11 protein-coding genes are annotated in these 12,166 nt (G+C 55.4%); 4 read left to right on the forward strand and 7 right to left on the reverse strand.

Features of this window, described 5'->3' with window-relative positions:
• Positions 1-2: 2 nt before the first annotated feature.
• The 3 genes from bglF to dusC form a co-directional block, all read right to left on the reverse strand.
• Positions 3-1,859, reverse strand: a complete 1,857-nt coding sequence (gene bglF, locus C2U54_RS20270; protein ID WP_103180311.1) for a PTS beta-glucoside transporter subunit IIABC — start codon at positions 1,857-1,859, stop codon at positions 3-5.
• A 137-nt stretch (positions 1,860-1,996) separates the two neighbouring features.
• Positions 1,997-2,830, reverse strand: a complete 834-nt coding sequence (gene licT / locus C2U54_RS20275; RefSeq protein WP_103180312.1) for a BglG family transcription antiterminator LicT — start codon at positions 2,828-2,830, stop codon at positions 1,997-1,999.
• Between the two features lie 158 nt (positions 2,831-2,988).
• Positions 2,989-3,921 carry a tRNA dihydrouridine(16) synthase DusC gene (dusC, locus tag C2U54_RS20280; protein ID WP_103180314.1) on the reverse strand — a complete coding sequence of 311 codons (933 nt, stop codon included), beginning with the start codon at positions 3,919-3,921 and terminating at the stop codon, positions 2,989-2,991.
• A gap of 233 nt (positions 3,922-4,154) precedes the next feature.
• Between dusC and C2U54_RS20285 the strand changes: the two genes are divergently transcribed.
• The 4 genes from C2U54_RS20285 (at position 4,155) to sanA (ending at position 7,100) form a co-directional block, all read left to right on the forward strand.
• Entirely contained in the window at positions 4,155-4,553 is a 399-nt protein-coding gene (locus tag C2U54_RS20285; RefSeq protein ID WP_103180316.1) for a CidA/LrgA family protein, read from the forward strand.
• Entirely contained in the window at positions 4,550-5,245 is a 696-nt protein-coding gene (locus C2U54_RS20290; RefSeq protein ID WP_103180317.1) for a CidB/LrgB family autolysis modulator, read from the forward strand. Before C2U54_RS20285 ends, C2U54_RS20290 begins: the two co-directional genes overlap by 4 nt.
• Before the next feature lie 128 nt (positions 5,246-5,373).
• On the forward strand, positions 5,374-6,258 hold the full coding sequence (cdd, locus tag C2U54_RS20295; protein WP_103180319.1) for a cytidine deaminase: 885 nt from the start codon (positions 5,374-5,376) through the stop codon (positions 6,256-6,258).
• A 128-nt stretch (positions 6,259-6,386) separates the two neighbouring features.
• Positions 6,387-7,100 carry an outer membrane permeability protein SanA gene (gene sanA / locus C2U54_RS20300; RefSeq protein WP_103180320.1) on the forward strand — a complete coding sequence of 238 codons (714 nt, stop codon included), beginning with the start codon at positions 6,387-6,389 and terminating at the stop codon, positions 7,098-7,100.
• Positions 7,101-7,219: 119 nt separating this feature from the next.
• Here the strand turns inward: sanA and mglC are convergent, their stop codons facing one another.
• The 4 genes from mglC to galS all read right to left on the reverse strand — a co-directional run bounded on the left by mglC (position 7,220) and on the right by galS (position 12,150).
• Positions 7,220-8,230, reverse strand: a complete 1,011-nt coding sequence (gene mglC / locus C2U54_RS20305; RefSeq protein ID WP_103180322.1) for a galactose/methyl galactoside ABC transporter permease MglC — start codon at positions 8,228-8,230, stop codon at positions 7,220-7,222.
• A 15-nt stretch (positions 8,231-8,245) separates the two neighbouring features.
• A complete protein-coding gene (gene mglA / locus C2U54_RS20310) occupies positions 8,246-9,766 on the reverse strand; it encodes a galactose/methyl galactoside ABC transporter ATP-binding protein MglA (RefSeq protein WP_103180324.1) in 1,521 nt (506 codons plus the stop codon).
• Between the two features lie 71 nt (positions 9,767-9,837).
• Positions 9,838-10,836 carry a galactose/glucose ABC transporter substrate-binding protein MglB gene (gene mglB, locus C2U54_RS20315; protein WP_103180326.1) on the reverse strand — a complete coding sequence of 333 codons (999 nt, stop codon included), beginning with the start codon at positions 10,834-10,836 and terminating at the stop codon, positions 9,838-9,840.
• A 291-nt stretch (positions 10,837-11,127) separates the two neighbouring features.
• Positions 11,128-12,150 carry an HTH-type transcriptional regulator GalS gene (galS, locus tag C2U54_RS20320; protein ID WP_103180327.1) on the reverse strand — a complete coding sequence of 341 codons (1,023 nt, stop codon included), beginning with the start codon at positions 12,148-12,150 and terminating at the stop codon, positions 11,128-11,130.
• Positions 12,151-12,166 lie beyond the last annotated feature (16 nt).

Consider the following 12,166-nt stretch of genomic DNA (forward strand, 5'->3'; position numbering starts at 1 on the left):
TGTTATTGATGGCTTACGCAAAGCAACGGCGCGCCGGCCTCGACGGCGGTCGCCGCCACGGTCTCGACAGCACGGTAGTCGTCGCTGTTGCTGATAATAATCGGGGTCGCCAGATCGTATCCGGCATCGAGGATGGCCTGGCGGTCAAACTCCAGCAGCAGATCGCCAGGCTGTATTTTGTCACCCACCTTCACGTGGGCGGTAAACGGCTTGCCGTCGAGCTTCACGGTATCGATCCCGACGTGGATCAGCACCTCGATGCCGCTGTCGCTCAGCAGGCCGATGGCATGTTTAGTGGCAAATATCGAGGCCACCTCCCCGGCAAAAGGGGCAATGACTTTATTATCAGCAGGAATGATCGCCGCGCCCTGACCGAGCAGGCCGCTGGCAAAAGTGGCGTCCGGCACCTGATCCAGTGCCAGCACTGTGCCACGCATCGGCGAGAGCACCGTGCCTTCATCGACGTTCGCCGTCACCGGGGCAGTGGCCGGGCTGGCGGGCATGCCGGCAATCAGGGTCAGGACGCAGCTCAGCACCAGCGCCACCACCATACCCGCAATCCCGCCCCAGAGCGTGGCATCCACCCCGCCCGGCGGGATCATCTGTGCGATGGTGAAGATATTGCCGAAGCCAAAAGAGTAGACATGGGTATCGGCGAAACCGACAATCGCGCCGCCGACCGCCCCCGCCACGCAGCCAAAGATAAAGGGACGGCGCAGGGGCAGATTCACGCCATAAACCGCCGGCTCGGTGATACCGAAAATCCCCGCCGTGACTGAGGAGCCCGCCAGCATTTTCAGCCGTGTATCGCGGGTTCGCAGGAAGACGCCAGACGCGGCCCCCACCTGGCCCATCACCGCCGGGAGTAACATTGGCAGCATGGAGTCGTGACCCAGCACGGCGAGGTTATTGATCATCAGCGGCACCAGCCCCCAGTGCAGGCCGAAGATGACGCAGACCTGCCAGACCGCGCCCATCGCCGCGCCAGCCAGCCAGGGAGCAAGCACGTAGATCCACTGATAGCTGTTCGCCAGCATCTGGCTGAGCCAGGTGGCAACCGGGCCAATGACCAGGAAGGTCAGCGGCACCGTCAGACCTAAGCAGATCAGCGGGGCGAAGAAATTTTTCATCGCCGACGGCAGGCACTTGTTGCCCTGCTTCTCCAGCCAGCAGCTGACCCAGGCGGCGAGAATGATCGGAATGACCGACGAGCTGTAGTTGAACCAGGTCACCGGAATGGCGAGGAAGGCATTGGCCGCCGCGCCCGCCTGCTGGCTGGCCTCAAAGGCCTGAATCATGGTCGGATGCACCAGCGCCCCGCCAATCACCATGGTGATAAAGGGGTTGCCACCAAACTTTTTCCCGGCGGTGTAGCCCAGCACCAGCGGGAAGAAGAAGAACAGCGCGTCACTGGTAGCAAACCAGATTTTGTAGGTGCCGCTGTCGGTGGTCAGCCAGCCGCACACCACCGCCAGCGCCAGGATCCCCTTCAGGATCCCCGACGCGGCGAGGACGCCGATAAAGGGGGTAAAAATGCCGGAGACGATGTCGATAAGCTGGCCGCCGAGGCTGGTTTTTTCGCCTTTAATCTCTGCGGCGGGCGCGTCGTCAGCCAGCCCCGCCTCCTGGCATACCGCCTGCCAGACGTCGTGGACGTGGTTGCCAATCACCACCTGGAACTGGCCGCCGCTTTCAACCACCATGATCACGCCTGGATTTTTCTTCAGCCCTTCGGCATCGGCATGCTGAGCGTCTTTCAGTTTAAAACGCAGCCGGGTAGCGCAATGAACCAGGCTGACAATATTCTCCTTGCCGCCAACGTGGCCGAGAATATCCTTCGCCAGTGCTTGATATTCCATCTCTGTTTCCTTTTTCACTGCCCGCAGGCAGGGTTTGACTGAGTCGTAAAAATAAAAAAACCCGAGAACGACACCCTTTCGGGCGCCGCGCTCAGGTTTTGCCTGCGTAACGCAGTAACAATCCGTTTGTGGGGGGCTTAGCGCCCCTCTTTTCTCACGCGCTCAATATGAATGGTGAGAAACATAATCTCTTCTGTGGTCAGCTCGCGCTGATAACTCTTTTGCAGATGCCGGGCAATCTTCTCGGCGCACACCCAGGCTTTGCCGTAGTTCTCTTTTACCGCCGAATGCAGCGTGGCATCATCATCCGCCACTACGGTGCGGGTCAGCATCCGCTGGGCGAAGAACTTCAGATGGGTGACGAAGCGCTGATAGCTGAGCGACTCCTCGTCATACTCCAGCTGTAAGCTGTATTTCACCAGCTGCAGGATCTCCTGCATCACCCGGGTGACGTGCATGACCTCCGGCATCTCGCTGTGCAGCTGGGCAGTTACCAGATGCAGCGCGATAAACCCGGCTTCATCTTCGCCCAGCTCGACATCCAGCCGTTTGGCGATGATGGCCCGGGCCTGCTGGCCCAGCTCAAACTCTTTCGGATAGAGCCGCTTAATGTCCCACAGCAGCACGTTTTTGATCGCCAGCCCCTTCTTCTGCCGCTCAATCGCAAAGTAGCAGTGGTCGGTTAAGGTGATGTACAAACTCTCCTGCAGTTTCCCCAGCCGCTGCGCCGCCAGCCCGATAATGCGGTCGCAGGTGGTCATCACTTCCAGCGGGATCTGGCTGAGTAACTCCCCCAGCCGCTGCACCAGCTCGTCGCTTTGCAGGGCAAACACTTTCTCGATGTTCTCTTTCGGGACACTGTCGCCAGGGTGCTTTTGAAAGGCCAGCCCACGGCCCATCACCACCTGCTCACGCCCCTGTTCATCCAGAACAACCACCACATTGTTATTCAGTATTTTGGCAATCTTCATCCCATGCCCCAGAAACAAAAAAACCTGATTATCCGGCAGATGCCAGATAATCAGGTTTTGCCTGCCGCAGCAGTAACAATCCAGTTAGCGCACTTTACCAGTTTCGCGCTGCGCCTCAATGCGTCCCGCTGAAAAACGTGATGCAGATCGATGTTGGCCTATTTTGACTGTATGACCCGGGCAATCTCCGCTGAAGATTGCAGAGCGCGGATCTCCTGAAACAGATCCAGGGCCTCGTCGTACTCTTTACGCAGGTAGCTCAACCACTGCTTGATGCGCGCCACGTGGTACAGGCCGGTGTCGCCCTGCTTTTCGAGGCGGGAGTACTTCTTCAGCAGCGTGACGACATCCGCCCACGGCATGCGCGGCTCATCGTATTTAATCACCCGGCTGAGGTTAGGGACGTTGAGCGCCCCGCGCCCGATCATGATGGCATCGCAGCCGGTGGCGGCCATGCAGGCCAGCGCGCTCTCGCGATCCCAGATTTCACCGTTAGCGACCACCGGGATGGTCAGCCGCTTACGGATCTCGCCGATAGCCTGCCAGTTAATGCGTTCGGCTTTGTAACCATCTTCTTTGGTGCGCCCGTGAACCACCAGCTCAGTCGCCCCCGCCTGCTGCACGGCGTCGGCAATTTCAAACTGCCTGTCGCCGCTGTCCCAGCCGAGGCGTACCTTCACGGTCACCGGCAGATGCGAGGGCACCGCCTCGCGCATCGCTTTTGCGCCACGGTAGATAAGCTCGGGATCTTTCAGAAGCGTGGCGCCGCCGCCGCTGCCGTTGACCATTTTCGACGGACAGCCGCAGTTAAGATCCACGCCCCAGGAGCCCAGCTCGACGGCACGCGCGGCGTTTTCTGCCAGCCATTCGGGGTATTGTCCCAGAAGCTGGACGCGCACCAGCGTACCGGAGGCGGTGCGGCTCTGGCGATGCAGCTCCGGACAGAGTCTGTAAAACGATTTTACCGGCAACAACATATCCACCACCCGCAGGAACTCGGTGATGCAGAGATCATAATCGTTAACGTCAGTCAGCAGCTCGCGCACCAGCGAATCGAGCACGCCTTCCATCGGTGCCAGTAATACACGCATATCAATATCCGTAAAAAAAGAGGCGCTATGGTATCTGCTCTGTGTAACGGTGGAAAGCCCTGTTTCAGGGCTCGTGGAACCGGGCTGATTTATAATGTTTTTACCCTTCTGGCTGGGGGAATGCCCGAGGTTCCAAATGGGAATGTCTGGTATGCTCAAAAGTCATGATGTGATCCGTAGCACGTTTCCGGTTTTAATTGTATGATGAATGCGTTCCATTAAGGGCTTCCACCATGAATAAATCACTGATCGTTGTCTGGCAATACCTGCGCGCCTTCATCCTTATTTATGCCTGCCTCTATGCAGGTATCTTTCTTGCCTCTCTGCTGCCGATCGCCATTCCCGGCAGTATTATCGGCATGCTGATCCTGTTTGTGCTGCTTGCCTTGCAGATCCTTCCGGCAAACTGGGTCAAGCCAGGCTGCTCGGTCCTGATCCGCTATATGGCCCTTCTGTTCGTCCCCATCGGTGTGGGCGTGATGCAGTATTACGACCTGCTGAGCGCGCAGTTTGGCCCGATCTTCGTCTCCTGCACGATCAGTACGCTGGTGGTGTTTTTAGTGGTGAGCTGGAGCACCCATCTGGCGCACGGGGAGCGCAAAGTGATTGGACAGAAAGGAGAGAAAAAATGATGGCGAATATCTGGTGGTCGTTGCCGCTCACCGTGGCGGTCTTCTTCGCCGCCCGCAAGCTGGCGGTGCGCCTGAAGTTTCCTCTTCTTAATCCCCTGCTGGTAGCGATGGTGGTGATCATCCCTTTCCTGCTGTTAACCGGCATCCCTTACGCTCACTATTTCCAGGGCAGCAAAGTTCTCAACGATCTGCTCCAGCCTGCGGTGGTTGCGCTGGCGTTTCCGCTTTATGAGCAACTGCACCAGATCCGCGCCCGCTGGAAATCGATTATTACCATCTGTCTCGCCGGGAGCGTGGTGGCGATGATCACCGGCACCTCGGTGGCGTTGCTGATGGGGGCGACACCCGAAATTGCCGCCTCCATTCTGCCCAAATCGGTGACCACGCCGATTGCAATGGCGGTGGGCGGCAGCCTCGGCGGCATTCCGGCGATCAGCGCCGTGTGCGTCATTTATGTCGGTATTCTGGGTGCGGTGTTAGGCCATACACTGCTGAATGCCATGCGCATTCGCACCAAATCTGCCCGTGGGCTGGCGATGGGCACCGCCTCACACGCCCTCGGCACCGCCCGCTGTGCGGAGCTGGATTATCAGGAAGGTGCCTTCAGTTCGCTGGCGCTGGTGATCTGCGGGATTTTGACCTCGCTGATCGCCCCTTTCCTGTTCCCGATAATTCTGGCTGTGGTGGGCTAAAATTTGCGACGCGTCGCGCATTTTTAATCTGAGTTTCATAAGTTGCACACATAATGAGATCTAAGTCACATATAAAGCCCCAGCGGCTCCGTAAACTACCGATCCATTAACCTTTATGAGGCAACGCCATGCATCCACGTTTTCAATCAGCTTTTGCCGAGCTAGCAGAGAATTTGCAGTCAGCCCTGGCCCCGGTACTGGCGGATGCACACTTCCCCGCCCTGCTGACGGCTGAACAGGTCGCCGCACTGAAACGTGCCACGGATCTGGATGATGACGCGCTGGCCTTTGCGCTTCTGCCGCTGGCAGCGGCCTGCGCCCGCGCCGATCTTTCCCATTTCAACGTCGGCGCCATTGCCCGGGGCGTGAGTGGCACCTGGTACTTCGGCGGCAATATGGAGTTTCTCGGCGCTACCATGCAGCAGACCGTTCATGCGGAACAGAGCGCCATCAGTCACGCCTGGCTGCGCGGCGAACAAGCCCTGGAGGCGATCACCGTCAACTACACCCCATGCGGCCACTGCCGTCAGTTTATGAACGAACTCAACAGCGGATTAGCGCTGCGCATCAACCTGCCGGGCCGCGCCCAGCATACGCTGGCGGATTATCTGCCCGATGCCTTCGGACCGAAAGATCTAGAGATCAAATCGCTGCTGATGGACGAGCAGGACCACGGTTATGCCGTGAGCGGAGATGAACTGAGCCAGACTGCTATTCTTGCCGCCAATAAAGCACACGCGCCATACAGCAACGCGCCGAGCGGCGTGGCGCTGGAGTGTCGTGACGGGCGAATCTTTACCGGCAGCTATGCCGAAAACGCCGCCTTTAACCCGACGCTGCCGCCGTTACAGGGTGCACTGAACCTGCTCAGCCTTAACGGTTATGACTACCCGGATATCCAGCGCGCCATTCTGGCGGAAAAAGCCGATGCACCGCTGATCCAGTGGGATGCCACTGCGGCCACGCTGCGGGCGCTGGGTTGTAGCAACATTGATCGTGTCCTGCTGGGCTAAGCGTATGATGCGGGCAGCCATGCCCGCACAACTGATGAAAATCCCTCCAATTAAATCGCCCTTTCTTGCGCTTACCAGACGGGTAAAGTAGCCTGAGTGAAATTTCACCTTTGGTAAGAGTCATCTGTATGTTAAAGCGCGTGTTTTACAGCCTGGTTGTCTTGATCGGCATCGTGCTGTTGACTGCGCTGGGCCTCGACCGCTGGATGAGCTGGAAAACGGCTCCTTATATCTTTGATGACCTTCAGGATCTGCCCTACCGGCAGGTCGGCGTGGTGCTGGGCACCGCCAAGTATTACCGCACCGGGGTGATCAACCAGTATTACCGTTACCGCATTCAGGGGGCGCTCAACGCCTATAACAGCGGCAAAGTAAATTATCTGCTGCTGAGCGGTGACAACGCGCTCCAGAGCTATAACGAGCCGGTCACCATGCGTAAGGATTTGATTGCCGCAGGGGTTGATCCGGCCGATATCGTGCTCGACTACGCCGGTTTCAGAACCCTCGATTCGATAGTTCGCACCCGTAAGGTATTTGATACCAACGATTTCATCATCATTACCCAGCGCTTCCACTGCGAACGCGCGCTGTTTATCGCCCTGCATATGGGCATTCAGGCCCAGTGTTATGCCGTTCCATCGCCAAAAGATATGCTCACCGTGCGGGTACGCGAGTTTGGCGCACGCCTGGGGGCGCTGGCGGATCTCTACATCTTTAAACGCGAACCGCGCTTCTTAGGCCCGCTGGTGCCGATCCCGACGATGACGGAAGTCCCGGCCGATGCCCAGGGTTATCCGGCGGTCACGCCAGAACAGCTGCTTGAGATGCAGAAGAAGAAGTAACCCCCGCCGGGTGGCGGCTTCGCCTTACCCGGCCTACATTACCCCGTAGGCCCGCGCAAGCGCAGCGCCGCCGGGCATAAAAAAACCCGCACAAGGCGGGTTTTTTGCTAACCGAAATCTTACTTCTTACGCGCGTACTTCAGGGAGTCCAGCGCTACCGCAAAGATAATGATGGCGCCCTTGATAATGTACTGCCAGTACGGGTTGACGCCGATATAGGTCAGGCCGTAGTTGATAACGGTGAAGATGATCACACCGGTTACCACACCCAGCACGGTACCCACACCACCACTGAACGACACGCCACCCACGACGCACGCGGCGATGGCATCCAGCTCATACATAAAGCCGAGGTTGTTGGTGGCAGAGCCGATACGGCCCGCTTCCAGCAGACCACCGAAGGCGTAGAACACGCCCGACAGGGCATAGATAACCAGCAGGTTCAGCGCCACGTTAACACCAGAGACTTTTGCCGCTTCCGGGTTACCCCCGATAGCAAAGATGTTCTTACCGAAGCGGGTTTTGTTCCACAGCACCCAGACGAACGCCACGGCAATCAGCGCGTAGAAGGTGATGTAGGAGAGGCGGAAACTGCCCATCGCGATAAAGCCCTGCGTAAAGGTCGAGAATCCACTGTCGAAACCGGAAATCGGTGATGCGCCCACGAAGTCGTAGTACAGGGAGTTAATACCGTAAACGATGATCATGGTACCCAGGGTGGTGATAAACGGCGTTACGTTCAGGTACGCAATGATGATGCCGTTAATCAGACCGATGACCGCGCCAATGGCACAGACAATCAGGATCACCAGGAAAATAGGCATGGTTGCCATTTCCGGGAAGACCTTGTTGGCGTTTTCCATCGACTGCAGAAGCGTTGCCGCAACAACCGCCGCCAGACCAACCTGACGGCCAGCTGACAGGTCAGTACCCTGGGTGACAATAAGACCTGCCACGCCGAGGGCGATAATAATACGCACCGAAGACTGGGTCAGAATGTTACTTAAGTTCAGCAGACTTAAGAAAGTCGGATCCTGGAAAATAATAATGGCCAGTAAGACTAAAAGAACAACGTAAATACCGCCTTCTTTCAGATAAGTAAGAAAACTTTTCTTATTTAACGCACTCATGAGGAGCCCCTGATCTTAAAGGTGCAAAGACGCAAGACGCAAAATTTCGTTTTGCGTTGTCGTTTTGGTGTCAACAATTCCGGCAACGAGACCATTGCTCATAACCAGAATACGATCTGTGATCCCTAACAATTCCGGCATTTCGGAAGAAATAATAATAATCCCTTTATCTTTCTTAGCTAATTCAGCAATCAGCTGATAAATTTCAAATTTTGCACCAACGTCGATACCGCGGGTTGGTTCATCCAGCATCAGAATTTCTGGCTGGGTTAACAACCAGCGTCCAATAATAACCTTTTGCTGGTTACCACCGGAAAGCGAGCCAATTTGCGTGCGGTGTCCTGGGGTTTTTACGCGCATGGAGTCAATCACCCACTGGGTATCGCTCTTCATGCGGGAATTATCCAACAAACCGATTTTATTTTTATAATTATGAATATTAGAAATTAAGGAGTTAAAGTTAATATCCAGATAGGCATAAATACCGGTCGAGCGACGCTCTTCGGTAACCAGCGCAAAGCCGTGGTTAATAGCTTCGTTGGCGTTATGGTTATTAATCTTTTTACCGTGCAGGGTAATGGTCCCGGCGGATTTCTCGCGGATACCAAACAGCGTTTCGACGATATCGGTACGCTTGGCGCCCACCAGACCGGCAATCCCGAGGATCTCCCCTTTATGCAGATCGAAGGAAACATCGCGAATGGAAGGCTGACGCAGTGAAGTCAGGTTGCGCACTTCCAGAATCACTTCGCCCGGCTTGTTCTCTTTGTTCGGGAAGCGCTGGTTCAGGGAGCGGCCAACCATCATGGCGATGATCTTGTCCATGTCCAGCCCTTCCAGTGACTGGGTGGCGATCCACTGCCCGTCGCGAAGCACGGTGATTTCATCACACAGCTGGAAGATCTCTTCCATTTTGTGAGAGATATAAACGATGCCGCAACCGCGCTCTTTCAGTTTACGGATAATGGTGAACAGGTGGTTCACCTCTTTCTCCGTTAACGAAGAGGTAGGCTCATCCATAATCACGATTTTGGCGTTATAGGAGAAGGCCTTGGCAATTTCGATCATCTGCATTTGTGAAACAGACAATGTACCGACGCGCGCCCGGGGATCGATATCAATATCCAGTTCATCAAAAATAGCTTTGGTGTCGCGATACATTTTGTCCTGATCAACAAATACGCCTTTGGTCGGATAACGACCCAGCCACATATTGTCCATAACAGAACGCTGAAGTACCAGGTTAAGCTCCTGGTGAACCATCGAAATACCGTTTTCCAGCGCCTCTTTGGCGGAATGGAAATCGATCTCTTTCCCCTGAAAAAGAATGCTGCCAGAATCTTTTTGGTAGATCCCAAATAAGCATTTCAATAATGTTGATTTACCCGCACCGTTTTCACCCATTAAGGCGTGAATGGAGTGAGGCCGTACTTTTAAATTAACATTATCCAGTGCTTTAACACCGGGAAAAGACTTGTTGATACCGCTCATTTCCAACAAGTATTCACCGGACGACTGAGTCGTTGTGCTGACCATAATTATACCTTCTCGGCCTCGCGTCGCGTGATAAAAGGGCGCAGAAACTGCGCCCAGTGGAATGCTATAACTTATTTACCGGTGAACTGCGCCAGGTTTTCCTGATCTACGCCAACGTACGGTACACGAACAACTTTGTTGTCAATTTTCCAGTTAGTACCGTCAGCCGCGCCTTTGCCTTCTGCCAGGTTTTTCGCCAGATCGAAGGTGGCTTTCGCCTGGTTGTTTGCATCGTTCAGTACGGTACCCGCCATTGCGCCAGATTTAACCAGTGCCAGCGCTTCAGGCAGGGCGTCCACACCAAATACCGGGATAGAGGATTTGTTGTGTGCTTTCAGGGCTTCTACCGCACCCATTGCCATCGCGTCGTTGTTGGCGATAACCACTTCAATTTTGTTCGCGTTCGGGCCGGACAGCCATGCGTCCATCTTGTCTTTCGCCTGAGCGGTATCCCACATTGCGGTATCTAAAGCCAGCTGCTGGGTTTTCAGACCCTTGTCGTTCAGCTCTTTGATAACGTAGGTGGTACGTGCTTCAGCGTCCGGGTGGCCTGGCTCGCCTTTCAGCAGTACGAACTGTACCTGACCGTCTTTGTTCAGATCCCAGTTCGGGTTAGCGGCCCAGTGTTTGGCAATCAGGTCGCCCTGAATAATGCCGGATTCTTTGGAGTCGGTACCGACGTAGAAGGCTTTGTCGTAGCTATCCAGCGCTTTGCGGGAAGGTTCTTTGTTGAAGAACACAACCGGCACGTTCTGGCCGCGTGCTTTTTCAATAACAGTGCCTGCTGCTGCCGGGTCAACCAGGTTGATTGCCAGAGCTTTTACGCCTTTCGCCAGCAGAACGTCGATCTGGTCGTTCTGTTTGGACTGGTCATTCTGGGAGTCATTCATCAACAGCTGTACATCTGGTGCGCCTGTACCCTCTTTCTCGATTGCCTTACGCACAACGGACATGAAGTTGTCGTCATACTTATAGATAGTCACACCAATACGGCTATCTGCAGCGTGCGCGGCGGCACCGAAAAGCATGCTTGCCATAACAGCAGACAGAGTCAACACCTTCTTATTCATGATATCTCCGATTTTTATGCAGGGTAGTTCGTGTGAATAACGCTCGGCGGGCACATGTTAAAGAAACGTTACTGCCGGCCGAAGTCCACTTATAAAATTTTTATCTTCCTTGGTCGGTAACGCTCCAGAATGCGTTTTTTTGGATGTTTAACGGACCTCAGCTATGGTCAAAGTGATTAATCACCGTTACATAGCGTTTCAGTTGCTAAAACGCTGACATCATAGACAGCGCATTGTTAAGTTACTGTGAATTTACTCACAAATTGAAAACGGTTACATCACGGCGAATTATTAGTTAGTGATCGGCACCACAGTTTGCCGAATGGCAACGGAGTGGCGACGCACTAAAGTTGGCATGAAACAGTGTGTTGCATCGATATCCAGCTTCCCGGCGGCCCCCTGTAATGCCAGCTCCGTGGCCAGCCGGGCCATGGAGGCGATGGGGTAGCGAACCGTCGTCAGCTGAGGGTCCGTGTAACGGGCAATCGGTATATCATCAAAACCAATCAATGACAGATGCTGCGGCACCGCAATGCCGTTGTCTTTCAGCGCCGTGAGTGCGCCCGCCGCCATGCTGTCGTTGTAGGCAAAGACCGCGGTCAGCTGCAGGTTGCGCCCGAGCAGCTCCACCATCGCTGCCTCTCCGCCCTGCATGTCCGGAGCGCCGGTGCCGATCCAGCTTTCCGACCCCGTAATCCCTTGTTCCAGCAAGGCTTTCTGCCAGCCTTCCCGGCGCATATCGTCGTCCTCGATGCGGTGGCTTGAGGCCAGATAGCCGATACGCTGATGCCCGTTGTTCATTAGCATCCGCGTGGCCATCATCGCTCCGCTGACGTTATCGAGGCAGACGCAGCGGTGGGCATAGCCGGGAACGATGCGGTTAATGAGCACCATGCCGGGGATCTGCTCCATCAGCGCGGAAAGTTCCTCATCGCTTAACGCTTTTGAATGCACGATCAATGCGTTACAGCGTTGACGAATCAGCACCTCAATGGCGTTGCGCTCTTTTTCCGCCTCGTGATAGCTGTTGCCGATCAGCACGTTTTTCTGGTGCTCCTGCGCCACCATATCGACGGCTTTCACCAGCGCGCCAAAGAACGCATCTGACACGTCCATCACCACCACACCGATGGTGTCGCTGACCTGGGTCGCCAGCGCCTGGGCGTTCGCATTAGGCCGGTAGCCCAGCGCCGTGACGGCTTTCATCACGCATTCACGCGTCTCCGGGCTGACCAGTGCGCTATTGTTAAGAACCCGGGAAACGGTGGCGACAGAAACGCCCGCCTGACGCGCGACGTCACGAATGGTGATCATATTCACCACCCTTATT

Origin of the sequence: Leclercia sp. LSNIH1 (genome assembly GCF_002902985.1) — a bacterium.
In the GTDB taxonomy this organism is placed as follows: Bacteria; Pseudomonadota; Gammaproteobacteria; order Enterobacterales; family Enterobacteriaceae; genus Enterobacter.

Excerpts from the sequence above, each read along its gene's own strand:
- bglF (WP_103180311.1), bottom strand. The coding sequence starts at position 1,859 with ATGGAATATCAAGCACTGGCGAAGGATATTCTCGGCCACGTTGGCGGC.
- licT (WP_103180312.1), bottom strand. The coding sequence starts at position 2,830 with ATGAAGATTGCCAAAATACTGAATAACAATGTGGTGGTTGTTCTGGAT.
- dusC (WP_103180314.1), bottom strand. The coding sequence starts at position 3,921 with ATGCGTGTATTACTGGCACCGATGGAAGGCGTGCTCGATTCGCTGGTG.
- C2U54_RS20285 (WP_103180316.1), top strand. The coding sequence starts at position 4,155 with ATGAATAAATCACTGATCGTTGTCTGGCAATACCTGCGCGCCTTCATC.
- C2U54_RS20290 (WP_103180317.1), top strand. The coding sequence starts at position 4,550 with ATGATGGCGAATATCTGGTGGTCGTTGCCGCTCACCGTGGCGGTCTTC.
- cdd (WP_103180319.1), top strand. The coding sequence starts at position 5,374 with ATGCATCCACGTTTTCAATCAGCTTTTGCCGAGCTAGCAGAGAATTTG.
- sanA (WP_103180320.1), top strand. The coding sequence starts at position 6,387 with ATGTTAAAGCGCGTGTTTTACAGCCTGGTTGTCTTGATCGGCATCGTG.
- mglC (WP_103180322.1), bottom strand. The coding sequence starts at position 8,230 with ATGAGTGCGTTAAATAAGAAAAGTTTTCTTACTTATCTGAAAGAAGGC.
- mglA (WP_103180324.1), bottom strand. The coding sequence starts at position 9,766 with ATGGTCAGCACAACGACTCAGTCGTCCGGTGAATACTTGTTGGAAATG.
- mglB (WP_103180326.1), bottom strand. The coding sequence starts at position 10,836 with ATGAATAAGAAGGTGTTGACTCTGTCTGCTGTTATGGCAAGCATGCTT.
- galS (WP_103180327.1), bottom strand. The coding sequence starts at position 12,150 with ATGATCACCATTCGTGACGTCGCGCGTCAGGCGGGCGTTTCTGTCGCC.